Annotated in this window: 24 protein-coding genes and 1 tRNA gene; 10 read left to right on the top strand and 15 right to left on the bottom strand. The window is 33.1% G+C overall.

All coding sequences use genetic code 11. The features are described 5' to 3' along the window. Positions 1-114: 114 nt before the first annotated feature. Together C4S29_RS03360 and C4S29_RS03355 are read left to right on the top strand one after the other, a co-directional pair. A complete protein-coding gene (locus C4S29_RS03360) occupies positions 115-912 on the top strand; it encodes a sulfite exporter TauE/SafE family protein (RefSeq protein WP_103912701.1) in 798 nt (265 codons plus the stop codon). Positions 913-1,158: 246 nt separating this feature from the next. Further along, entirely contained in the window at positions 1,159-2,466 is a 1,308-nt protein-coding gene (locus C4S29_RS03355) for an NAD(P)/FAD-dependent oxidoreductase (RefSeq protein ID WP_103912700.1), read from the top strand. A gap of 235 nt (positions 2,467-2,701) precedes the next feature. Here the strand turns inward: C4S29_RS03355 and C4S29_RS03350 are convergent. The 4 genes from C4S29_RS03350 to holA form a co-directional block, all read right to left on the bottom strand. Further along, positions 2,702-2,786, bottom strand: a tRNA-Ser gene (locus tag C4S29_RS03350). A gap of 92 nt (positions 2,787-2,878) precedes the next feature. Further along, positions 2,879-3,244 (bottom strand): fluoride efflux transporter CrcB, encoded by a 366-nt coding sequence (gene crcB / locus C4S29_RS03345; RefSeq protein WP_103912699.1) that lies wholly within the window; start codon positions 3,242-3,244, stop codon positions 2,879-2,881. 64 nt (positions 3,245-3,308) lie between these two features. Continuing rightward, on the bottom strand, positions 3,309-4,247 hold the full coding sequence (gene trxB / locus C4S29_RS03340) for a thioredoxin-disulfide reductase (protein WP_103912698.1): 939 nt from the start codon (positions 4,245-4,247) through the stop codon (positions 3,309-3,311). A gap of 90 nt (positions 4,248-4,337) precedes the next feature. Next, the gene (holA, locus tag C4S29_RS03335) at positions 4,338-5,375 is read right to left on the bottom strand and encodes a DNA polymerase III subunit delta (protein ID WP_103912697.1); all 1,038 of its coding nucleotides are present in this window, start codon (positions 5,373-5,375) and stop codon (positions 4,338-4,340) included. 5 nt (positions 5,376-5,380) lie between these two features. Between holA and C4S29_RS03330 the strand changes: the two genes are divergently transcribed. Beyond that, a complete protein-coding gene (locus C4S29_RS03330) occupies positions 5,381-5,815 on the top strand; it encodes a type I restriction enzyme HsdR N-terminal domain-containing protein (RefSeq protein WP_103912696.1) in 435 nt (144 codons plus the stop codon). 103 nt (positions 5,816-5,918) lie between these two features. Then, on the top strand, positions 5,919-6,944 hold the full coding sequence (locus C4S29_RS03325) for a M28 family metallopeptidase (RefSeq protein WP_103912695.1): 1,026 nt from the start codon (positions 5,919-5,921) through the stop codon (positions 6,942-6,944). 224 nt (positions 6,945-7,168) lie between these two features. Here the strand turns inward: C4S29_RS03325 and C4S29_RS03320 are convergent, their stop codons facing one another. The 3 genes from C4S29_RS03320 to C4S29_RS03310 all read right to left on the bottom strand — a co-directional run bounded on the left by C4S29_RS03320 (position 7,169) and on the right by C4S29_RS03310 (position 9,517). Next, complete coding sequence (locus C4S29_RS03320; RefSeq protein WP_103912694.1) at positions 7,169-7,864, bottom strand: SDR family NAD(P)-dependent oxidoreductase; 696 nt, start codon at positions 7,862-7,864, stop codon at positions 7,169-7,171. Positions 7,865-7,988: 124 nt separating this feature from the next. Next, complete coding sequence (locus C4S29_RS03315) at positions 7,989-8,831, bottom strand: tetratricopeptide repeat protein (protein ID WP_103912693.1); 843 nt, start codon at positions 8,829-8,831, stop codon at positions 7,989-7,991. A gap of 11 nt (positions 8,832-8,842) precedes the next feature. Beyond that, complete coding sequence (locus tag C4S29_RS03310; protein WP_146063248.1) at positions 8,843-9,517, bottom strand: hypothetical protein; 675 nt, start codon at positions 9,515-9,517, stop codon at positions 8,843-8,845. A 274-nt stretch (positions 9,518-9,791) separates the two neighbouring features. Here C4S29_RS03310 and C4S29_RS03305 point away from each other — a divergent pair, with 274 nt between their 5' ends. Both C4S29_RS03305 and alr read left to right on the top strand, forming a co-directional pair. Continuing rightward, positions 9,792-10,928, top strand: a complete 1,137-nt coding sequence (locus tag C4S29_RS03305; RefSeq protein ID WP_103912691.1) for an amidohydrolase — start codon at positions 9,792-9,794, stop codon at positions 10,926-10,928. After that, positions 10,918-12,072, top strand: a complete 1,155-nt coding sequence (gene alr / locus C4S29_RS03300; protein WP_103912690.1) for an alanine racemase — start codon at positions 10,918-10,920, stop codon at positions 12,070-12,072. Before C4S29_RS03305 ends, alr begins: the two co-directional genes overlap by 11 nt. 10 nt (positions 12,073-12,082) lie before the next feature. Here alr and C4S29_RS03295 read toward each other — a convergent pair whose 3' ends face one another. Both C4S29_RS03295 and C4S29_RS03290 read right to left on the bottom strand, forming a co-directional pair. Further along, positions 12,083-12,379 (bottom strand): hypothetical protein, encoded by a 297-nt coding sequence (locus C4S29_RS03295; RefSeq protein WP_103912689.1) that lies wholly within the window; start codon positions 12,377-12,379, stop codon positions 12,083-12,085. Positions 12,380-12,453: 74 nt separating this feature from the next. Beyond that, positions 12,454-13,890: an NADP-dependent isocitrate dehydrogenase gene (locus C4S29_RS03290; RefSeq protein WP_103912688.1), complete on the bottom strand. Its 1,437-nt coding sequence runs from the start codon at positions 13,888-13,890 to the stop codon at positions 12,454-12,456. Positions 13,891-13,983: 93 nt separating this feature from the next. Between C4S29_RS03290 and C4S29_RS03285 the strand changes: the two genes are divergently transcribed. The 3 genes from C4S29_RS03285 (at position 13,984) to C4S29_RS03275 (ending at position 18,461) form a co-directional block, all read left to right on the top strand. Further along, on the top strand, positions 13,984-14,907 hold the full coding sequence (locus C4S29_RS03285; protein ID WP_103912687.1) for a LysR substrate-binding domain-containing protein: 924 nt from the start codon (positions 13,984-13,986) through the stop codon (positions 14,905-14,907). Between the two features lie 101 nt (positions 14,908-15,008). Then, entirely contained in the window at positions 15,009-16,571 is a 1,563-nt protein-coding gene (locus tag C4S29_RS03280; protein ID WP_103912686.1) for an NAD(P)/FAD-dependent oxidoreductase, read from the top strand. Between the two features lie 201 nt (positions 16,572-16,772). Further along, on the top strand, positions 16,773-18,461 hold the full coding sequence (locus C4S29_RS03275) for a putative transporter (RefSeq protein ID WP_103912685.1): 1,689 nt from the start codon (positions 16,773-16,775) through the stop codon (positions 18,459-18,461). 42 nt (positions 18,462-18,503) lie between these two features. Here the strand turns inward: C4S29_RS03275 and C4S29_RS03270 are convergent, their stop codons facing one another. Continuing rightward, complete coding sequence (locus C4S29_RS03270) at positions 18,504-19,034, bottom strand: DUF2202 domain-containing protein (RefSeq protein ID WP_221405507.1); 531 nt, start codon at positions 19,032-19,034, stop codon at positions 18,504-18,506. 243 nt (positions 19,035-19,277) lie between these two features. Between C4S29_RS03270 and C4S29_RS14715 the strand changes: the two genes are divergently transcribed. Next, on the top strand, positions 19,278-19,421 hold the full coding sequence (locus tag C4S29_RS14715) for a hypothetical protein (RefSeq protein ID WP_159969820.1): 144 nt from the start codon (positions 19,278-19,280) through the stop codon (positions 19,419-19,421). 113 nt (positions 19,422-19,534) lie between these two features. Here the strand turns inward: C4S29_RS14715 and C4S29_RS03265 are convergent, their stop codons facing one another. The 5 genes from C4S29_RS03265 to C4S29_RS03240 form a co-directional block, all read right to left on the bottom strand. Then, positions 19,535-20,482, bottom strand: a complete 948-nt coding sequence (locus tag C4S29_RS03265; protein WP_103912683.1) for a transketolase family protein — start codon at positions 20,480-20,482, stop codon at positions 19,535-19,537. A gap of 151 nt (positions 20,483-20,633) precedes the next feature. After that, the gene (locus C4S29_RS03260; RefSeq protein WP_103912682.1) at positions 20,634-21,485 is read right to left on the bottom strand and encodes a transketolase; all 852 of its coding nucleotides are present in this window, start codon (positions 21,483-21,485) and stop codon (positions 20,634-20,636) included. A 78-nt stretch (positions 21,486-21,563) separates the two neighbouring features. Further along, complete coding sequence (locus C4S29_RS03255; RefSeq protein WP_103912681.1) at positions 21,564-22,043, bottom strand: SRPBCC family protein; 480 nt, start codon at positions 22,041-22,043, stop codon at positions 21,564-21,566. Between the two features lie 97 nt (positions 22,044-22,140). Further along, complete coding sequence (locus C4S29_RS03250; RefSeq protein WP_103912680.1) at positions 22,141-22,566, bottom strand: hypothetical protein; 426 nt, start codon at positions 22,564-22,566, stop codon at positions 22,141-22,143. Positions 22,567-23,040: 474 nt separating this feature from the next. Further along, entirely contained in the window at positions 23,041-24,615 is a 1,575-nt protein-coding gene (locus C4S29_RS03240; protein ID WP_103912679.1) for a sodium:solute symporter, read from the bottom strand. Between the last annotated feature and the right edge of the window lie 7 nt (positions 24,616-24,622).

The raw sequence follows: 24,622 nt of genomic DNA, 5'->3' as shown, positions 1-24,622 counted from the left end.
TTTAAAAAAAATTAAAAAAAATATTGAAAAATCCTATTCTTTAAGATTAATCTCTTTGCTATGTAACAAAAGTTACGCTACTTACAAAACTTAAGATGTAATTTTATCCTACTTATGGAAATTATACAAATTTTAGGATATATCGGAGCGTTATTTATCGGAATTGTTCTCGGTTTAATCGGCGGTGGCGGTTCAATATTAACAGTTCCAATTTTGGTTTATTTGCTCTATATCAATCCGGTTACAGCAACTGCTTATTCTCTTTTTATAGTAGGAAGTGTCTCTTCTGTGGGCACTATAAAAAATCTTCGCAACGGTTTGGTTAATTTTAAAACAGCCATTACCTTTGCCATTCCGGCTTTATTATCGGTTTTCTCTACTAGAAAATATCTTGTTCCTGCAATTCCTGATACTATTTTTAATATTGGCAATTTTATTTTAACTAAAGACATTGCCATAATGATTTTTTTTGCAATTATCATGGTTTTGGCTTCTGTATCAATGATAAAAGACAGGCAACCTGTGATACAAAAATCATCAGAAAATAATTTTTTATTATTAATAATTCTCGGATTTTTAACAGGCATTATTACCGGATTAGTCGGCGCAGGTGGTGGTTTTATAATTATACCAATATTGGTTTTGTTAGCGGGTTTGCCCATGAAAAACGCAGTTGCAACTTCACTTTTTATTGTTGCAGTTAATTCATTATTAGGTTTTTTGGGAGATGTTGGTCACACTGAAATCGACTGGAAATTTCTGCTTCCCTTTTCAGCAATTGCCGTAGTTGGAATATTCATAGGGATTTGGCTTAATAAATTTATTGATGGTAAAAAATTAAAAAAAGGTTTCGGTTGGTTTGTTTTGGCAATGGGAATTTATATTTTTGTTAAAGAAGTCTTTTTTAAATAATAGACAATTTTCTAGATTTTTAATTAAATATCAAATTCAAATCTTCTTAAAAACCAAAATTGTCATTTCCCTAAGATTTTGAACCAAGGTTGTTTTCAAACGCTATCATACATTTGGTTGCTTTGTTCAAAAGTCAACTTTCTAATTTTTTTTAAATAATATTATTAAATTTTTCAATTATGTAACATATGTTACATAAAAGTATGTAAATTATTGATATCTTCCCATAAAAATAAAACAATCTTTATGAAATCACATTATCAAGTCCTTGTTATTGGCGGAGGCACTGCTGGCATTATGACGGCGGCGCAACTTATACAGCAGAAAAAAATAAAAGATATCGGGATTATAGAGCCGGCAAGTATCCATTATTACCAACCAGCGTGGACTTTGGTTGGTGCAGGTGCCTATGATTTTGATAAAACAAGCAAACCAATGGCAGATGTAATGCCAAAAGAGGCCGATTGGATTATGGACAAAGCAACAGGTTTTGATCCTGATAATAACACAGTGCATACTTCGATTAGCGGAGATATTACTTATGATTATCTAGTGGTCGCAACTGGATTAACTTATGATTTCAGTTTGGTGCCAGGTTTAGGTGAAGCCATGGATAAAGGTGTGGTTTGCAGTAATTACACAAATCCGGTTCACACTTGGGACGTAATTAAAAATTTTAGAGGCGGAACTGCGCTTTTTACGCAACCTGCTACACCAATTAAATGCGGTGGTGCGCCACAAAAAATCATGTATTTGGCAGAAAGTCATTTTGCAAAATCAGATGTTCGAAATAGTACTAAAATTATTTTTGCAACGGCAGGAAGTTTAATTTTTGGGGTTAAAGAAATCGCGAAAACATTGATGGAAGTTATTACTAAGAAAGATATCAATATTCGCTTCCATCATAAATTAGTAGAAATAGATGCAGAAAACCAAATTGCGTGGTATGAATTAACAAAAGATATTTCTGCTGGTGGTTGCGTTGTGATGTCTGGTGAAGAAGAAAATGAGAGTATTGATGAAGCGTTTCACTATAATTATAAGGATGTGAAAGTGACTAAAAATAATAGTAGATACGGTATTCATTACGATATGTTGCATACTGCGCCGCCGTCTGTGGCTCCAAAATTTGTGCAAGATTCCGTGCTTGTAAATGCCAATAAATGGTTGGATGTGGATAAACATACCATGCAGCATACAAAGTATGAAAACATTTATGGCTTAGGTGATGTCGCCGGCACACCAAATGCAAAAACAGGCGCTGCCATTAGAAAGCAAGTTCCGGTAGTGGTAGATAATATTGCAACGATGATTAAAAATGACCATTTAGGAAAAAAAACTTATAATGGATATTCTTCTTGCCCGCTTGTCACAGATTATGGTAAAATGGTTTTAGCCGAATTTGATTACGACAATAAATTCACGCCTGATCCAAAACTAAAAAAAATGTTTATTTCTGATAGTTCCAAAGAGCATTGGAGATTATGGATGCTAAAAAAATATGGATTGCCCTATCTATATTGGAATAAAATGATGAAAGGTGAGGAGGTTTAATAGTATATTTATTTAAAAATTCTGGCCTAAAATAAGCATTTTTCCATCTGCTATCTTTTAGATTTAAGGAAATCATTAATTAACATCAATTCAAGGTAATAGTATAAATTTGCGAAAAGAGATTTTGCGGTTGGTATAAGCCGATTTTCAATTCATTTTAGAGAAATTATTACTAAAATAAGTAGTCAGTGTAAAGCAAAAAAAAGTCTGTAAATATATATTTACAGACTTTTTGCGGAGAAAGAGGGATTCGAACCCCCGGACCTGTTACAGTCAATAGTTTTCAAGACTATCGCAATCGACCACTCTGCCATTTCTCCAGAAAAACGTTTCCGTTTTCAGTGGTGCAAATATAAAAATCTTTTATGTTCTGGCAAAATTATTTTTTGTAAAATATATAAGATTTTATTCTTTATGGTTTAATCATTTGAAACCCAGCAAATACCGCGAATAAGCCTAAAATTACACTACTTAAAATATAGAACGCTAAAGTGAAATAATTTCCATTTTGCCAAAGAGAATAGTTTTCTGCGGAAAATGTAGAAAAAGTTGTGAATCCGCCACAAAAGCCTGTTATTAAAAGAAATTTTAAATAATTATCAACTTTTAAAAAATAAGCCGACGCAACACCAATTATAAAACATCCCAAAATATTCACCGTAAATGTGCCAAAAGGAAAACTTTTAATATTAAAAAGTTTCTCGGTGTAATTAGAAATCAGAAAACGCATCACGCTGCCGAAACCGCCACCAATAAATATGTATAATATCGTTCTCACCTTATTTATAATTAATTAGTAATTAGTAAATGATTCACGTTTAAATAAAAAAAAATTTACAACTTTATTTCAATTCTCCTAAATATTTTTCAGCATCCATTGCCGCCATACAGCCACTTCCGGCAGCAGTAATCGCTTGTCTGTAAAGATGATCTTGCACATCGCCTGCCGCAAAAACACCTGGGATATTTGTTCTTGTAGATTTCGCTTCTGTAATAATGTAGCCGTTGTCATCTAAATTTATTTGACCTTCAAAAATTGAAGTATTTGGCGTATGACCAATCGCGATAAAAATGCCGTGAACGTCTATTGTAGATTTTTCTTGGGTTCTGTTATCAATTACAACGGCTCTTTCTACCAAACTATTTTCACCTTCAATTCCTACCAATTCATGGAAATATTTCACTTCGATATTGGGCGTGTTTTCAACTCTTTTTTCCATTGCTTTTGATGCACGAAAATGGTCTTTTCTCACTAACATGGTGACTTTATTACAAATGTTTGAAAGATAAGTCGCCTCTTCAGCCGCTGTATCTCCACCGCCTACAACTATTACATCTTTTCCGCGATAGAAAAATCCGTCGCAAGTGGCACAAGCAGAAACACCGCCTCCAGAATATTTTTTTTCATCTTCAAGGCCTAAATATTTTGCAGTTGCACCAGTAGAAATAATTACCGTTTTTGCAAATAATTCTTTATTTCCTGCCCAAAGTTTATGAATACCGCCCCTTTCTAAAGAAAATTCGGCTTTAGTTATCATTTCATAATGTACTTTTGTTTCAAATCTTTCGGCTTGTTTTTGCAAATCCATCATCATTTCCGGACCCGTAATTCCATTGGGATAACCCGGGAAATTATCAACTTCTGTGGTTGTTGTTAATTGTCCGCCCGGCTCTAAACCGGTGTAAAGTTCTGGTTTTAAGTCTGCTCTTGCCGCATAAATAGCCGCTGTAAAGCCTGAAGGGCCAGAACCAACGATGATGCAATCTAAAATATTTTCCATTTAATTATTTTTATGTCCCAAAAATCGGGATAATTTTTATTTTTGTGGTAGTTTATTAATTATTTTTTTTGATGATAATGATTGGTAAAACTATTGCAAAACTTTTATAGAGTTCACATTCAGTATTTTAAATATCAACTCATTCAAAAGTTGATCTTCACCTACATTTACCGCGCCCAAACCTTTACTTTTTAAATCGGTTTCACGCAAAAGTGAAATTATTCTTGTAGCATTTTTTAAACTATAATGTTTCGCTGCTATTGCCAGAAAACGTAATGCGTAAGGATTAATATCTGTTTCGGCGGCTATGGTTTGTGGATTTTGGCCAGCCATCGCTTGATACATAATTAAATTAGAAAAAAAATTATACAAATTGGCTAGAGATAAAATTATGGAATTTGCTTTCGTATTTTTCCCCATAAAATGAGCAATTTTCAAGGCTTTGCTCGCATTGTTTTCAGATAAAGCATTTATCAACTCAAACACGTTATAATCTTTGGAAATCCCAATGTGAAGTTCTACCAGTTTTTCATCTAAAACTTCATTTTCTTTAAGAACGATCTTAAGTTTTTTTAATTCATTAGCAATTCTAGATAAATCATCGCCGAGATATTCCGCAAGTAAATTAGGTATATTTGGCGAAGTTTTTATGTTTAATTTTTTACATTCATCAGAAATCCACTGTGCAATTTTATAATCTTTTATTTTTTCACTGTAAAAAGTAAAGTTCTTTTTTGCCAATAATTTGCCGAACGCTTTTCTGCCATCTAATTTTTTATTTTTATGCCCGAAAACTAGAATAGTGCTTTCAACAGGATTTTCTAGATAGGTTAGGAAGGCTTTAGTGTCGTCTTCCGTGCTTTTTAAATCTTGCGCTTCTTTTACGATAATTACTTGTTTGTCGCCCATCATCGGGAACTGCCGCGCCAAAGAGCAGATTTCTGCATAAGTGGTATCTTTTCCGTAAACTATAATTTCATTGAAGGCTTTTTCATCTTCCGTTAAAACGCCATTTTCTAAGGCTTTTACCGCTACATCAATAAAATATGATTCTTCGCCATGAAAAAAATAAACCGGCAAAAACGTTTTATTTTTAATACTTTTGAGAATAATATTCAAATCTTTCATAAAGGATGGAACTTCCGAAACTCAACTTTCCGAACAGTTATAATTTTAAATTTAAGCAAGACAAAGATAAGTTTTTTATTTATGACGACGTGCGGAAATCTTGGTTTTTGCTCACACCAGAAGAATGGGTGCGGCAACATTGGGTGCAGTATTTCATTAATGAAAAACACATTTCTGCCTCCGCAATTATATTGGAAAAAAAAATGATAATCAATGGTTTAACCAAAAGAATTGATCTTTTAATTACCGAAAAAACACATCCAAAAATATTGGTGGAATGCAAAGCACCTTCCGTAAAATTAACTGAAAAAACCTTTGAGCAAACCGCTCGATATAATTCTATTTTGAATGCAGAACGCATTATTTTAAGTAATGGAAATCATCATATTTCCGCAAAATTTAATGATAACCAATATATTTTTGAAGATTTTATATTTTAAAAGGTATTTCTTCTAATATTTAATTCAAAATTTTCAGAGTGTTATTAAAAATGACTGAGTTTTATCTTTCAAAAAAGTTAATTATCTTTAGAAAAAAAATAAAATGAGATTCTATAAAATTTTTACAACTTTAAGTTTTGTTGCTTTGCTTTCAAGTTGTGCAGCAGTCAACTATTCTTACGACGGAAAAGTCTTCAAAGACGCTTATTCTTCCATTAAAAGTGAGGAATTGAAAGAGAATTTATACGTTATTGCCGCAGATGATATGGAAGGTCGCGATACAGGAAGCCCTGGGCAAAAACGTGCCGCAGATTATATCATTAACTTTTACAAAAACCTAAATATTTCTCATCCGCCAGAAATGTCTTCTTATTTACAAACGGTTCCAGCCGACTACATGAACAAAAAAAGTAGAAGAGGAGAGACGTTTAATGATTCAGCGAATATTTTGGCGTTTATAAAAGGAAGAGAAAAACCAGAAGAAATTGTGGTGATTTCTGCACATTATGACCACGTAGGAACGAAAAATGGAGTAGTTTACAACGGAGCAGATGATGATGGAAGCGGAACTGTTGCTGTAATGGAAATTGCAGAGGCCTTTAAGCAAGCCGAAAAAGAAGGGCATGGCCCGAAACGTTCTATTTTGTTTTTGCACGTTACTGGCGAAGAGCATGGTTTGTTTGGCTCATCATATTATGCCGATAATCCAATTTTTCCTTTAAAAAATACTGTTGCAGATTTGAATATTGATATGATTGGGAGAGATGATGCAGACAATAGGGGACAAAATTACGTTTATGTTATTGGTTCGGAAATGCTTTCTTCGGATTTGAAAAAAATAAATGAAACAGCGAATGCAAAAACCAATCAATTGATTTTGAATTATAAATATGACGACCCAAATGATCCGCAAAGATTATATTACCGAAGTGACCATTATAATTTTGCAAAAAAAGGCATTCCCGTGGCTTTTTTCTTTGATGGCATTCATGAAGATTATCATAAACCGACTGACGATCCAGAAAAAATTAATTATGTTTTATTACAAAAAAGAGCGCAATTGGTTTTCGCCACTGCGTGGGAATTAGCGAACAGAAAAGATAGAATTGTGGTGGATAAAAAGCAGTAATTAATGACTTGAGTTAGAAAAATATAATTTTTAAAAATCAAAATAAATGGGCTTTAGTCCATTTATTTATTTAAATACGATTTGAAGATTAAATTAAAAAATCATATTATTTAAAAAAAAGAAAGAGAAAGTTTCAATTTTAAGTTAATGAAGATTATAAAAAACCTACACTTAAAAAAGTGTAGGTTTCAAACAAACATTAAAACATAAAAACAAATGATATATTATTTCAGTGACGAAAAGCCTCCATCCACGTGAAGAATTTGACCAGTAATCCAAGAAGATTTCTCTGAAAGAAGAAAGGCCGCTGTATTGGCAATATCTTCTGAAGAACCTACTTTTTTCATTGGATTATGTTGGGCTTGTGCCGCCATTTTTTCTGGCGTATTAAGCATTTTACTCGCTAACGGTGTGTCAGTAAGCGACGGCGCAATAGCATTCACACGAATTTTTGGTGCAAATTCTGCTGCAAGCGCGCGCGTAAGACCTTCAATTGCACCTTTTGAAATGGCCACTTGCGAGTGAAAATTAAAACCACTTTGCACCGCAACAGTTGAAAACAATAGGAGTGAACTATTTTCTGCTTGTTTCAGTTTCGGTAAAATTTCACGTATTATAGTTGTTGCACCTAGAACTTGCAATCTAAAATCATTTATAAAATCTTCTTCTGAAAATCTGTGAAATGGTTTTAAATTTATACTTCCCGGGCAATAAGCAAAGCCATGAATTTCTTCGGGAAGCATTGCTAAATCTAAGGTGTTTTCTAAAACATTTAATGGAAAATAGTTTACATTTTCTAAAAATTCAGTCGGTTGTGTTTGGTTGAAACTAGCAAACACAGTGTTACCGCTTTTTTGCAAATTTTCTACTAATGCTTTTCCGATTCCGGAAGAACCACCTATGACAAGATAATTTCTCATATTTTACTTTTTTTACAGTCAAAAGATACAGACACTTAAATCTCTAACTTTTGATGATGTAAAATTAAGTAAAATATTTTAATTAATAATAATTTTTAGTAAAGTTTTTTACTAAAGTAAAAGATTATTTTAAAAATGTGTCTTCTAATGATTTGATAGCTGCCAACAAGTCTGTATTGCCCGCACTGTATTTTTTTGCTGTAGAAAGCCATATCTTGAAATTTGCAGCATCTTTTAATTGATAATAATATGATAAAATATTGTAACTCGTTTCACCTAAATAATTTTGATTACTGCAGTTTTGAATGCATTTGTAAAAAGTTTTTTCAGCGTTTAACACATCTCCATTTTTAAGATATGCATAACTCAATTCTTTGTGAACGTAATCATCTGAAGGGTTTTCCACAATATCATCCTTTAAAATTGCGATGGCCTTATCAAATTGTTTCAAACAATTGTAAGAGAAGGCCAATTCTGGCTTTAAACCGTCAAACTTAGCATCTATTTTTTGCACTTTTTCTAGATAAGTTGCCGCTTTTGCGCAGTCGCCATATTCATTATAAAGATAGCCCAAACGAAATAAATTTCGTGAAGAAGTGGTGTCAATCTTATAAGATTTCAACCAATCTGGGTTTGGATCTAGATTTAATGCTAAAAGTTTCTCTTTTGGAATAATGGCCACTTTTACATTGTTGGCTTGCAAGCGAATTTTTAAACTAGAATTTTTAGAATCCTTTTCATTAATTAATTTCCCAGCGGCATCTATTTTAAATTTCCCACCAAATTCTAAAGTTAAACCCGCCTGCAAATCAATATATATAAAGCCATAAGGATAATCGCCATCTGTATTTTTCGGGAAAGCCACCCAATTATTTTCTGCTTCTATAAAACTTTTATTGAATACCAAATCGTTTTGTGCAGACGCAACGGTGAAAAATAAAGTAAAAAACAGGATAAAATTTTTCATAAAGAATATTTTTAAGGAATATAAAAACTCACTAATTTTTTAGTTTTTCGATCGTAATAAAGATGAAGAGCAATATTGTTTTTTTCCATCACAAGGGTTTCTTTAATATTTATAACTTCACCCAAATCTTCATCTTCTTCAAACGCGAAACCTTGAAATTGAATTTCTTTTATGATGCCAAATTCTTTGTAAACAGATTCTAACAAATCGTCTAAATCTTTTTGCGAAATATTGTCCTTTTTATCGAATTCTGCAACAATTGCGGCGGTATTATTTTTAATTAAAAACTCATTTGTTACTGCTACTTGCCGGTATAATTTATCTATTTCCTGCAATTCTGCCAAAGTAAAATTATAAACTTTTTGTTTGCCGTTTTTAATAATTTCTGTAACGCGAATGGGCGGATAATTTTTTTTCTCTGCACCTAAATTATGGTAAAAAAGCCAAGCGATGTTTCCCGCGTGAAAATTGGCATTTTCAGAATCGGAATTTATAAGACTACTATTAGTAATTATTATTTGGTATTTGCTCGCATTTTTTTCGCCATTTGTTTCAGGGATTTTTGCAACATCTATTTTACCACCATAAAATTCTGTGATTTTTGATTTTGCAATTGTTTCTGTAAGAGCATCTTTGTTGCAAGAAAATAATAGGAAAGGAAATAATAAGTAGAAGATTTTTTTCATATCTAGATTTTTATTTTTTTTAAAGGTCATATGTTATCGCCCTAACCTTAATCTTCATTTGCGTTTATTCTCAAAATTGTTCGTGGCGATTTCATAGAAATTATTTTTTTTAAAATTAATTAAAAATATTCAAAGTTTAAGTAAACAATTTTTAAATATAATTTTATTATTCAAATTGCTGCTTTCTTTTCTAAACCTAAATGTTGAAAATTTCGATTAATTTTACCATAAAATTAAATTTTCTTACCTTTTAGCAACTATTTAAAATTTATCAATGAACGACATATTAGAACTTCGAAGACATTTGCACAGAAACCCCGAATTATCTGGCAAAGAATATGAAACTGCAAAAACAATAAGTGCTTTTTTAAAAAAATATCAGCCAGACGAATTGCTAGAAAATTTGGGAAATGGTACGGGAATTATTGCTGTTTATTTACCAGAAAAAGAAGTAAAACAAACCATTCTTTTCCGTTGTGAATTGGATGCGCTTCCGATTCAAGAAATTAATAATTTTGAACATAAATCTTTATTTAATAACGTTTCTCATAAATGTGGGCACGACGGCCACATGAGTCTAATGTGTCTTTTTGCAAAAAAAATAGCAATGCAAAAAATGAAGCATACCAAGTTGCTTTTACTTTTTCAACCCGCGGAAGAAAATGGGGAAGGAGCCGTTGCAATAATTGCAGATGAGCGTTTTAAAAAATTAAATCCAGACAAAGTTTTTGCGTTGCACAATATCCCCGGAGCAGAAATGCATGAGGTTTTAGTTAAAAATAATACGTTTACCTGCGCTGTGAATTCAATAATCATCAAGCTTCACGGTAAAACTTCGCACGCTGCAGAACCGCAAAATGGGCATAATCCTGCTGTTGCAATTTCAGAAATTATACAAGAATTTCAGAAAAAAACGCAAGATAATCCCGATAAGGAAAAGTTTACGGTAATGACGCCCATTTATATTAATATGGGAACAAAAGATCACGGTATTTCTGCTGGTTTTGGCGAAATTCATTATACATTTCGGCGAAATGCAAATCGTGAAATGAAAGAATTAGAAACTGAATTGGAAACAATAGCGAGAGAAATTGCACAAAAACACCATCTAAAACCAGAAATCTCTTGGACGCAAAAATTTAGCGCAAATGAAAATGCACCAGAAGTGGTGGATTTTGTTCGTAATGCGGCTAAAGAATTAAATTTTAAAATAACCGAAAAAAAATATCCATTCACATTTGGTGAAGATTTTGGCATTTTTACTGAGCATTATAAAGGCGCAATGTTTGGCTTGGGAAGCGGAATTGATACGCCTGCCTTGCATAATCCAGATTACGATTGGCCAGATGAGTTGACTGAAACTGGTGCGGAACTTTTTTATAAAATTAGCCAACAGATTGATGCACAATAATTCTCATTTGGAACTAGATTCCAACGCTTTTAAAACTAATATTAATTTTTTACGACATCATTTCAAAAAAAATGTTTTGATTTCTTCTGTTGTGAAAGGCAATGCTTATGGGCATTCTATCGAAAATTTTGTTGAAATTGCTTTGGCAGAAAATGTGAATCATTTTTCTGTTTTCGATAGCCACGAAGCGCGGCGTGTGAAATCTGTTGTGCAAGATAAAGCTACAATTATGATTATGGGTTGGCTAGAAAACGAAAAAGATTTGAAATGGATTATTGAAAATAATATTGAATTTTATGTTTTTGAAAAACAGCGCCTTATTTCTGCCGTTGCAACAGCAAAAAAAATAGGTAAAAAGGCAATCGTTCATATTGAAATTGAAACAGGAATGAACCGCACTGGTTTTAATAATTCAGAATTAAAATGGGTGCAAAATTTTCTGAAAAAAAATACTGAGTATTTAGTATTTAAAGGACTTTGCACGCATCTCGCAGGTGCAGAAAGTATCGCTAATTTTGTCCGCATAAAAAAGCAAATTGAAGTTTATAATAGCATTTATGATAAATTTTGTAAACTTAATTTAAAACCGATTCAAAAACATGCCGCTTGTTCTGCAGGTGCAATGATGTATCCCGAAACGCAAATGGATATGGTGAGAATTGGCATTATGCAATACGGCTTTTGGCCGAGTGCCGAAGTTTTGGTGAATTATTACAACACAAAAAAGAAAAATAGTGATCCTCTAAGAAGAATTATTTCTTGGAAAAGTGAAGTAATGAGCGTAAAAAAAGTAAAACGCGGCGAATTTGTAGGTTACGGCACTTCTTTTATGGCCGATGACAACATGAAAATTGCTTTAGTTCCTGTTGGCTATGCACATGGTTACAGCCGAAGTTTAAGCAATGTTGGCCGCGTTTTGATAAATGGTGAACGTTGCGTTGTAATCGGTACCATCAATATGAATATGATGATGGTTGAAGTTACAGTTTTGCCGCATGTTAAACGTGGTGATGAAATTGTACTAATTGGAAATCAGGAAGATAAAACCTTGTCAGTTTCCTCTTTTAGCGATTATAGCAATCTTTTAAATTATGAATTATTAACTAGGATTTCACCAGATATTCCACGGATTATTTTAAAATAATCTTTTTGGGTTAAAATTCAGAATTTTCTTCTGGCCCAATAAAAATTTGGGAACTGATTGTTAATCGTTGGTTGTTTAAAATTGCAGCCTCCGTTAAACTTCTAATTTGTTTAATATTTTCCTTTAATATTGGAATTCTAACTTGAGAAGTTTCGTCGTCTTTTCCAAATCTTTCGTTGCTACTGAGATTTTTTCTTTGATGATAATTTAGTTTTGTGCCATACATTTTTAGTAATATTTCTTTGGCTTCTTCTGCAGAAAAGTTTCCTTCAATAAGGCTTAATTTTAAAGTTTCTGATAAACTCATTTTCTTTTAATTTTTAGAAAAAAGATGCAGAATTTTCCGCATCTTTTTTGGTTTATTTTTGGTGAATACTACTTTTATTGCCCTTGTCCTAAAGAGAAAGACGCTTTTCCGTCAAAATTATATAGGTTTTCGGTTTTTACCACATCTATTTTCGCGTCTAAAGCTTTTGCTAAGAGCGTGATAATGTTATTTTTATATAAAGTTTTCCCTTCTTGTGGTTCAAATCTGCAACGCCAGTGATCGGTGCAGAAGGTTTCTTCAAAACCATTTGGCCAAACTTTAATACCGCGATTGGTAATCATCGTCAAATGCTTATTTTCAGTATTGATGGTTTGAAGTTTTTCCGCTAATTCATTTGGGTTCGTCCCATTCCAATGCACAAATAAATCTACGCCAACTAGATCTTTTTGCGCCGCTGGTTTTTTCTTGTATTTTGGCAAATTTAAAACAGCATCTTTTGCATAATGCACGTCTTTTAAAATCGTTGGTTTCTGGCCTAGATTTTTGATGATGGCTTGTGCAAACTCTTTTGTGCCAACTTTTTCTTTGCTCACATCTTCTTTGTAAATGTCATAAGTGTGAATGCCGTCTTCGATGGTTTTCAGCCAGGCGTTTTGCACTTTTTCTGCAACATCCGTTTGCCCAATATGATTCAGCATCATTACCGCGCCTTCCAACAATCCGGAAGGATTTGCCATATTTTGCCCGGCTCTTCTTGGCGCAGAACCGTGGATGGCTTCAAACATTGCGCATTCTTCTCCAATATTTGCAGAACCTGCTAAGCCAACAGAGCCAGCAATTTGGGCAGCAATATCAGAGATAACATCACCGTACAGATTTAATGTTACAATTACATCAAATACTTCCGGCGTATCGGCCATTTTTGCTGAACCTATATCAATAATCCAGTGTTCGCTTTCAATTTCAGGATATTCTAACGCTATTTCATCAAAAACTTTATGAAATAAACCGTCCGTCTGCTTCATGATATTATCTTTTGTAAAGCAGGTTACTTTTTTTCTGCCATAAACTTTTGCATATTCAAATGCATAACGGATGATTTTTTCGCATCCAGGTCGGCTAATTAATTTTAAACATTGCACCACTTCGTCCGTTTGCTGATGCTCGATGCCACCGTATAAATCTTCCTCATTTTCACGGATGATTACAATGTCCATTTTTGGATGTTTTGTTTTCACAAAAGGACTTAAACTCATGCAAGGTCTAACGTTTGCATATAAGCCTAAAAATTTTCTCGTCGTTACATTTAGACTTTTATAACCGCCACCTTGTGGAGTAGTAATTGGCGCTTTTAAGAAAATTTTGTTTTTGCGGATCGTGTCCCATGAGTCTTTCGAAATACCGGAAGTGTTTCCAGATAAATACACTTTTTCACCCACTTCAATTTCATCAATTTCAATTTTTGCACCGGCTGCTTTTAAAATTTCTAAAGTAGCATCCATAATTTCTGGACCAATTCCATCACCTTTTGCAACTGTAATTCGTGTCATAAAGTTTTTTTTAATTATTTAATGTTGCAAAGTTGATGGTTTTTATTCATATATTTTTATATATATTTACAATAATATTTATAAGTAATTTTTATGAATTATACTTTAAACCAATTAAGAGTCTTTTTAAAAATTGTACAAACTGAAAGCGTAACCAAAGCGTCGGAAGAATTATTTTTAAGCCAACCAGCGGTTTCCATTCAACTAAAAAACTTTCAAGACCAATTTCCAATTCCCCTTACAGAAGTGATGGGAAGACGGATTTATATCACAGATTTTGGACGCGAAATCGCGGCCGCTGCAGAACAGATTTTGCAACAAGTTCAAGCAATAGATTTTAAAACTGCTTCTTACAAAGGCCTATTAACGGGTCGTTTACGAATATCCATCGTGTCCACAGCAAAATATGTAATGCCTTATTTCTTAACAGATTTTATGCAAAATCATCCTGAAGTTCAATTGCAGATGGATGTAACGAATAAACAAAAAGTAATAGAAAGTTTAGAAAATAATGAAGTAGATTTTGCGCTCGTTTCACTGCTGCCTTCAAAACTGAATGTAGATAAACTAGACTTGTTAGACAATCAACTTTATTTGGTAGGAAAAGCCGGAATAGATTTAAAGAAAAATCAAAATATTAAAAATATTTTTGAAAATTTGCCGCTAATTTTTCGTGAAAAAGGTTCAGGAACACGGCAAACGATGGAACAATTTATTGAAGACAAGAATTTAACAGTTTTAAAGCGGATGGAGTTGGCCACCAACGAAGCCGTAAAACAAGCTATTATTGCAGGTTTGGGTTTTAGCATTATGCCAATAATCGGGTTGCGAAATGAATTAGAAACCGAAAAAATTCAGATTATTTCTTGTGCTGGTTTGCCCATCACTACAAAATGGCAACTAATTTGGCGAGAGGGTAAAAAACATTCGCCAGTTGCTGAGGCTTTTCTAGATTATTTAGAAATGCACAAAGAAGCAATAATTGCGGAAAAATTTGGCTGGTGCGCCGCAACCTGAAATTTTAATTAAAAAACAATTAAGTTTTTAAATGAACAAAAGCCACGTTCCTTTTTTTAATTTAATTCAAAAAAAATCTTTTTTAAAGTATATTTGCAGTTATGAGTATACTCGTTCAAATTGCAATTTCGCCCAATCAGTTGGAAGATCAATCCTTTATTTTAAAAACCGCTTTAAAAAAGGCTAATTTAATGGAGAAAAATATTTCTGATTGGCGCATTAGAAAGCGATCAATCGACGCGCGGCAATCTTATGTAAAAATAAATTTGCAAGTAGAATTCTGGAAAATCGGTGAAAAACGAGATATAATTTCTGCTTTTCAATCACAAAATGTTTCTGGTAAAACTGAAATCGTAATTATTGGCGCTGGTCCTGCAGGCTATTATGCGGCTTTGCGAGCGATTGAAGCCGGATTGAAACCCATCGTTTTTGAACGTGGCAAGGAAGTGCGAGAGCGGCGCAGAGATTTAGCCAAGATTAATAAAGAACATATCGTAAACCCAGAATCTAATTATTGTTTTGGCGAAGGTGGTGCGGGAACTTATAGCGATGGTAAACTCTACACCCGTTCTAAGAAACGCGGAAATGTCTTGAAAGCTTTGGAATGGTTTGTTCATTTTGGGGCAGATTCTGATATTTTAGTGGATGCGCATCCGCATATTGGAACCAATAAATTGCCTCAAATTATTATTGCGATGAGGGAAGAAATTTTAAGTTCTGGTGGAGAAATTCATTTCGAAAGTAAACTCACTGATTTTAATATTGAAAATAATAAAGTTTGTAGCATTGAAATTAATCATGAAAAATGGTTTGATGCAACAAATGTAATTTTAGCAACCGGCCATTCTGCACGTGATATTTTTTATTTATTGCATTCTAAAAATATTAAAATTGAAGCAAAACCTTTTGCAATAGGCGTTCGTGTGGAACATCCGCAAGAATTAATAAATAAAATACAATATCATAAAGATGGCGAAAATCCGAATTTGCCACCCGCTTCTTATTCTTTGGTAGAGCAAATTGATGAAATGGGCGTTTATTCTTTTTGCATGTGTCCAGGCGGCATTATTGCGCCATGTGCCACCGCTCAAGAAGAGGTTGTAACCAACGGATGGAGCCCAAGTAAACGCAATAATCCGTTTGCAAATTCTGGAATTGTAGTGAGTGTGAAGCCCGAAGATTTGCCCAATTTTGAGAAAAATAATCCATTTGTTTGTCTAGATTTTCAGCAAAAAGTGGAGCGCGATTGTTGGGAAGCGGCAGGAAAAACGCAGAAAGTTCCGGCGCAAAGAATGGTAGATTTTGTAGAAGGAAAAATTTCTAAAAATTTCCCGAAAACGTCTTATTTACCGGGCATTACATCTGTAGATTTGGCGCAAGTTTTACCCCCTTTAATTTCAAAAAGATTAAAAAAAGCTTTCGTAGAATATGGTAAAAACATGAAAGGATTTTATACCAATGAAGCCGTTTTGCATGCGCCAGAAAGTAGAACTTCTTCACCCATTTCAATACCAAGAAATGCAGAAACTTTGGAACATGTAGAGATTTCTGGTCTTTATCCTTGCGGCGAAGGAGCAGGCTATGCGGGCGGCATTATTTCTGCTGCGATAGACGGTATAAATTGTGTGGATGCGATTTTAGAGAAAATCAAGATTAATTGTTAATTTTTTTTCTTTAATATCTTCTTTGCTAAAATAATCCCCAAACCCTTAAATTTTAAAATTTATTTTTTTTAATAAAATGTGCAATTTAACTATTTGAAGAATTTTTGAAATGATAAGTATTTCAAGAAATATGACAAATTTAATTACATATTTTAAGCAATTCGATTATATTAAGATTAAATTTGTATAAAATTAAAAGCAATGTTTGAGTGGTTAAAAGTCTTATTGATGCCAGTAGAAGATCCGAGTGTTACAAATTCTATTGTTGCGATTATGTTAGCAATTTCAACAGGGATATTTGTCGGGCGATTAAAGTTGGGGAAAATTACGTTTGGCGTTTCTGCCGTGATGTTTACAGGCCTTCTTTTGGGACATTTTGGTTATAGAATTCAAGCGGAAATACTTGATTTTATTCGTGATTTTGGTTTGATTCTTTTCGTTTACGGTATTGGTTTGCAGGTGGGGCCTTCCTTTTTTTCTTCCTTTAAAAATGATGGTTTAAAATTTAATATTTTAGCCGTTTCCACAGTGCTTTTTAGTGGAGTGGTAACGCTGGTACTTTTTAAATTCACTGGACTTAAAATTGAAAATTTAGTCGGAATAATGAGTGGCTCAGTGACCAATACACCAGGTTTAGGAGCGGCGAAAAATACCATTGAAGAAATAAAAAATTCTTTTCCAAATAAAGTTTTTGATGATCCAACGATTGGTTATGCCATCACTTATCCGCTTGGCGTTTTCGGGATTATTGGAACGATTATTCTTTCTAAAATACTTATGAAAATTGATCCGAATGAAGAAATGAAAAAATTTCGGAAAGCAAAAATTGACAGCGAATTGCCTTTAGTTCATAAAAAAATGCGGGTTACAAATCCAGAATTTTTCGGAAAATCACTTCATCAAATTTTAAAAGATGTTGGAAATGAAATCGTTATTTCGAGATTAAAACACAGTGGAAGTGTAGTTGTAAAATCTCCAACCTTAGACCACGAATTGCGAGACCGAGATGTTTTGATGGTAGTGGGCATAGAGAAAGATTTAGATGAATTTATTGGTCTATTAGGGCGAGAATCAAAAGATCTTTTTATTGAATCTGATTCTGATATTCACAAGAAAAATATTTTTGTTACAAAATCTTCAGTTCTGCACAAAACGCTTTCGCAGCTTGATCTTTTTAACACCTATGATTTAAAAGTAACACGGGTTTTTAGAGCAGGAAAAGAAATATTGCCTCGCCCTTCTTTAGAGTTGTTTTATGGTGATAAATTAAGAGTAATCGGCTCAAAAGACGCCATTGAAGAAGTAGAGAAAATCATCGGAAATTCCGAAAAAAAATTGTTAGAGCCCGATTTTCTATCTCTTTTTGCAGGTTTGCTTTTAGGCGTAGTTTTAGGATCTATCCCGATTATAATTCCAAGTTTACCAGTGCCTATAAAACTTGGTTTTGCGGCTGGACCTTTAATTGTGGCGCTTTTAATTTCAAGATATGGTGGTATTTCTTTCATCCATTCTTACATTAATAACGGTGCAATTTACTTTATGAAGGATTTCGGGATATGCTTATTTTTTGCCGCTGTAGGTATTCATGCAGGTGATGGTTTCTACGAAAATTTTATTAAATATAATGGTTGGAATTGGTTGCTTTTCGGTTCTGCAATTACCTTTATACCTTTAATTTCAATGGTGATAATTGGTAGATTTATCTTGAAAATTAATTATCTACAATTGGTTGGGATTATGAGCGGAAGTTATACCGATCCAGCTGCACTATCTTTTAGCACCAATTATTTAGATTCAGATATTCCGATTCAAAGTTATGCGCAGGTTTATCCTTTAGTTACGATTTTCAGAATATTTTTGGCGAGTTTGCTGATTTTGATTTTCACCTAAAAATTCAGAAAATTTCGCTTTCATTGCTTAAATTTCCTTCGTTTATTGTCTGCCGCATTGCTCTTTTGATGAATTGATAATTGAATTGAATTCTGTTTGGCTGATATAGATTGGTTTGTAAGTGCCTAGTTGACGTACGAACGCTCTCATGTGGTTTCTGGAGCCGCAAGTAAGTTTATCATAAACATCAAGTAAATCACTATTTGAAGTATGACTCTTGAATTTATTTATGTCTTTTATGTCTAAATATTCAATGTTGGCACCCACTTCCAAGGCTTTATTTAGTGAAACATCACAGGTGTTAGTTAATTGATTATAAAGTGTTTGCAATTCACTATTTGAAAAGACACCGGGCGCGTTATTCGTGATTGGGTCGGCAAGTCCATACTTGTTCAACAAATTTAAAACATTGCTCATGTGATGTTGCTCACTGTTGGAAATATTAGAAAATATATTCATGTTATATTTATTGTAAGAATAGATATACACGTCTCTTGCTAGTTTTTCTTCTTCCCGTAAAAATAATAAATCTGATTTTTCTTGGTCGGTTAAAAGGACAAGTTTTTCATTCATTTCGCTAGAAGCAAAAAATGATAAACCAAGCGCACTAAGTATGATAAATTTTTTCATTTTAAATAATTTAAGGTTAAACAAATATCTATTCTACAAACCTAATACTACTAAAATGATTTTTTAGTAACTAATGTTACAGAGTTTTTTTTGTCGATTCTAAAGTTTGCGATAGCAAATTATTTTTATTTTTAATTACTTTAAAGTCTTTTTTGAACATCGTTTAGAAGTTAAAATAGAGATCGGATGACAAACAAATTAAGTGCAGATTTCTTTAATGATCCAATAGAAAAACCATCTTTTATTAGCGTAAATGATCAGGTTAATGATTCAGATATCAATAATTCATACATGAGATATATGCAAATTCAACAGCAGCAACAACAATAATTTTTATTTAATTAAATAGAATTTTCGTCGCTACATGAATTTTTTAGTATCATTTTAAATAAAAAAACCAACACTAAGTTGGTTTTTTTATAAGAATATTTTAAATTTTTAAGTTAAGATTCTAAAATTCTTTTCACTGCTTCTACAACAGCATCTGCATCAATCTTGTATTTGTGCATCAATTCCGCTGGTGTTGCAGATTCCCCGAAAGTGTCATTCACGGCTACAAATTCTTGTTTTGTTGGATGATTTTTTGCGAGCATTCCGGCAACAGACTCGCCTAAACCGCCAAGATAATTATGTTCTTCTGCAGTAACAATTTTACCCGTTTTCTTTACTGATTTTAAAATAATTTCGTTGTCTAAAGGTTTAATAGTATGAATATTAATCACTTCGCAAGAAATGCCTTCTTTTTCTAATTCTTCTGCGGCAAGTAAAGATTCCCAAACTAAATGTCCGGTTGCAACAATGGTTACATCTGTTCCTTCTTGCAAAAGAATCCCTTTTCCAATTTCAAATGGCATATCTTCAGGTATAAAAACTGGAACTACAGGTCTTCCAAATCTTAAATAAACCGGTCCTTCAAAATCTGCAATTGCCAAAGTTGCGGCTTTTGTTTGGTTATAATCACAAGTGTTGATAACCGTCATTCCCGGAAGCATTTTCATCATGCCGATGTCTTCTAAAACTTGGTGTGTTGCACCATCTTCGCCTAAAGTTAAGCCCGCGTGAGAGGCGCAAATTTTGACATTTTTCCCAGAATAAGCGATCGATTGACGAATCTGGTCATAAACTCTCGAAGTAGAAAAATTAGCAAAAGTTCCAGTAAATGGGATTTTTCCGTTGATGGTTAATCCTGCTGCAATGCCCATCATGTTGGCTTCTGCAATCCCCACTTGGATGAATCTTTCTGGTGCTTTTTCAATGAATTTTTCCATTTTTAAAGAACCAATTAAATCTGCACAAAGTGCGACTACATTTGGGTTTTTATCTGCGAGTTCTGCTAATCCAGCACCGAAGCCGCTTCTTGTGTCTTTTTTTTCTGTATATGTAAATTTCATGTTTCTGTTTTTAAGAATTTCTCGAATTATAACGATTTTCTCGAATTTAAAAGTTTATTTCTTTTTATGAATCAGTTGCAGCCCGACTTGAGTGGAAATCCCCGCCGCGGCGGGATTGGGAACGGAAGGCGGAAATGCTGCCCAAATTATTTTAATAATCTGCTTTTTCGTCTAATTCTAACTGGCCAAGTGCGTTTTCTAATTGCTCTGCATTTGGTGCTTTTCCGTGCCAAGCGTGACTTCCCATCATATAATCTACGCCAAAACCCATTTCTGTGTGAAGGATAATTGCGACTGGTTTTCCGTTGCCTGTTTCTTTTTTCGCACGTTCTAAAACGTTGATGACAGATTCCAAATCATTACCTCTAGGTTCTTCTATGACGAACCAGCCAAAAGCGTTCAATTTTGCGTTTAAATTTCCTAAACTTAAAACATCTTCGGTATCACCATCTATTTGGCGACCGTTATAATCGATTGTCGCAATAATATTATCCACTTTTTTTGCGGCGGCAAACATAAATGCTTCCCAGTTTTGCCCTTCTTGCAATTCGCCATCGCCTTGTAAAGTGTAAACCAAACTTGTGTCGCCGTCCATTTTTTTGCCCAAAGCAGCGCCAATTGCGACAGAAAGTCCTTGCCCAAGTGAGCCAGAAGCGATTCTGATTCCTGGTAAACCTTCGTGCGTCGTTGGATGTCCTTGCAATCTTGAATCTAATTTTCTAAAAGTCGTCAATTCTGGAACGGGAAAAAAACCAAATCTTGCCAAAGTAGAGTAGAACACGGGTGAAATATGGCCGTTGGAAAGGAAAAATAAATCTTCGTTTTTCCCTGCCATTGTGAAGGGTAATTGGTAATTCATTACTTTGCCATAAAGTGCGGTAAAAAATTCTGTACAGCCCAAACTTCCGCCGGGATGTCCGGAATTTACGGCGTTTACCATTCGCAAAATATCGCGTCTAATCTGCGTTGCGGTTTGTTTTAGTTCTTGAATTGAGTGACTCATTATTTTTAATTATAAAGTTTCCCAAAAGTAAGAAAATTGCGTGGGCTTTGAAAATGGAAAATTTTTTTTGGTCAAATTTTATAACGAGAAAATGATTTCTTTGTATTGTTCAGTTTCCGCGGTTTTTTTGATGGTTTTATTTCTAATTATTAAAAACTTCTTCATATAATTTTTCAGAAAAAGTTTATCCACTAATATTCCTAAAATACCGAAAGGCGATTTGTATTTGAAAATATCCGTCATTAAAGTTCCATCTTCGAAATCTTCGAAAAAATGTTCGTGTTTAAAACTTTTAAAAGCACCTTTTTGCATTTCATCTGCGAAATAATTGGATTTATCGAAAGCGGTAATTTTTGTGGTTAAGTTTTGGTAGAATCCCAAATGTTTTGCGCGCCAAGTAACGACATCATTTAATTCCATTAACCCAGAAGTTTTTCCTGCGATTGCTTTTTCATTGGTTTTTTCTGTGGAAAGTAAATGTAAATCTACACTTCTAGAAAGATCAAAAACGATTTCTTTTTTGGCTTTAATGAAGGTTTTAAGGTGGATTTTTGGCATATTTAATAAATTATTGTGTAAAATCCGTTTGAAGATATTTTCTCGTTTATCCTTTTCAAGGTTCTAAACCTTGACAAGGTTAATTAATAATTTAATTTCAAAATTCGTAGTTAGATGGAATATTATGACAAAATATAAAATTTTTTTTATCACCAAATAACTCTAATACTTCACTTCTCATTAAAGAAGTTGTAGAATTACTTAAAAAACTTTTGTAGGAAGAATATTTATAATTTCTAAAATCTTCATGATTAGGATTTTGGTGAATATAAATAATACACTGTTTTAAATAATCTTCTGAAGAAATAAGTTTTCTTTTAAAAGGCGACTCAATTAAAGAACCGTGGCGATTATTTTCTTTATTAAACGCTTGAGAATAAGAATTAAAAATTTTTGAAAATTGTTTTGAAAATATATTTTGTGCAGAATGCAAACCTTTCTCTACCAATTTGTCAGTTTTTTGAAATGCAAATAATTCATTTTCAGATTTGATTTTAACTAAAAGATGAAAGTGATTTGGCATTAAACAATATGCATAAATATCACAAACACTTAAAAGATTTTGTTTAGAGCCTGTTTAAATTTCATTCAATAAATTTTTTATAGCCTTTTCTTAATTTTCTAAATTAAAATAAACTCTGTTTATTCTTAAATTTAACATTAAGAATTTCAGTGAGTTAAGTTTATTCTGATTAAGCAATCAATAAATTGATTTTTATTAAGTTTTTTAAGCGAAAATGGCTTAATTCCTTAATGGTAAAAATAAATTATAAATTTAAACAGGCTCTTAATTTTTAAAAGTAAAAATTGGTAATTTCTTTCGGCTTTAAAAATGATTTCTCCGTTGATACCTCTGTTGTAAATATGATAGAAACAATCGGGCTCAATTGGTGTTATTCTGATATCTATTTTTTCCATTTTCCAATTTTTTCAGAACCTTGTCAAGGTTTAAAACCTTGACAAGGATAGTCGTGAGATTATATATTTTTATACTTTTTCATAATGACTTCACCAACTTCAATCCTTTAAAACGAATCAACCACAAACCTAAGAAAGTAATCAATCCATTAATAATAATGAGTTCTACACCAATTTTATAAGTGCTGTTTTGAGTGACAAAATAATTAATTAAATAAGTTAAAACCGGTGCTAAAAGCGTAACTGCGAGAATTCCGTATTTCTTATGAATTTGGTATTTTGTTAAAATCCCAAACGCAAATAAACCTAAAAGTGGTCCGTAAGTATAACCTGCAACTTCCATAATTAAATAGACAATTGATTTATCATTAATGGCCTTAAAAACCATAATTAAGACGAAGAAAATTACTGTGAAAGTCAAGTGAATTTTCATTCTCAAACTTTTCTTTTGCTTTTCTGTGCGTTTTTTGTCTTCATTTAGATTTAATAAATCGACGCAATAAGAACTTGTAACAGCAGTTAAAGCGCCATCTGCAGAAGGAAAAAGCGCGGAAATTAAACCGATAATGAAGATTACGGCAATGAAAATTGGGAAATAACCATTTAAAGAAAGTGCGGGAAATAAATCATCGCCCATAATATTTTTGATATTTCCTGCGGTGTCTTTAAAACCAAAAACATGGGTTGCTTTTCCGCTTACAATATCGACGATTTGTCCGTATTCTGCGCCATTACTTTGTGCAAAAAGATAGAGCAAACCACCTAAAAATAAGAAGGCAAAATTTACCAACAACAAAGTTCCGGCAAAAGTGAGCATGTTCTTTTTAGAATTGTGAAGGTTATCGACCGAGATATTTTTCTGCATCATTTCTTGGTCTAAACCCGTCATTGCGATGGTAATGAACATTCCGCCCAAAATGGTTTTTAGGAAAAAAGTTTTAGAATGAAAATCAGTATTTAAAATATGGGTGTAATCTTTTTTTGCTAAAATATGATACGCTTCTCCAGCAGAAAGATTGAGATGAGAAAGAATGTAAGCGATGCAAGCGACTAAACTTAAAATCATAAAAGACGTTTGCAAAGTGTCCGTAATTACAATTGTTTTCACGCCGCCTTCGTAAGTGTAAAGCAAAACCATGATTAAAATTATGGCAGAAGTCACCCAAAATGGAACGCCTAAACCAGAAAGTAAAAATATTTGCAACACGTTGACTACTAAAAATAATCTTGCTGTAGCACCAATTGAACGCGAAATAATAAAAAATAGTGAACCGATTTTGTGCGCTTCTACATTAAATCTATTTCCTAAATAAGTGTAAATCGACGTCAAATTCATTTTATAATAGAGTGGAAGTAAGACAAATGCGACAATAAAATACCCGAGAAAAAAACCAACAACCAACATATAATATTCAAAACCACCGAATTTATAGGCACCTTCTGTCATTTTCCCCACTGTTCCCGGAACGGAAATAAAAGTAACGCCGGAAAGCGAAGTTCCGATCATCCCAAAAGCCACAAGCCACCATTTGCTTTTTCGGTTTCCGATAAAAAAAGATTGGTTGTCGGCATTTTTACTGGTAAAATAGGAAATGACGAGAAGCCCGACAAAATAAACGAAAACAAAAAGAAGTAGTAGAGTGGAAGTGCTCATATTTTAT

This window comes from Halpernia humi (assembly GCF_900108025.1).
Lineage (GTDB): Bacteria > Bacteroidota > Bacteroidia > Flavobacteriales > Weeksellaceae > Halpernia > Halpernia humi.
The sequence above is the reverse complement of the archived record's forward strand: the minus strand, read 5'-3'. Positions and strand labels throughout refer to the sequence as shown.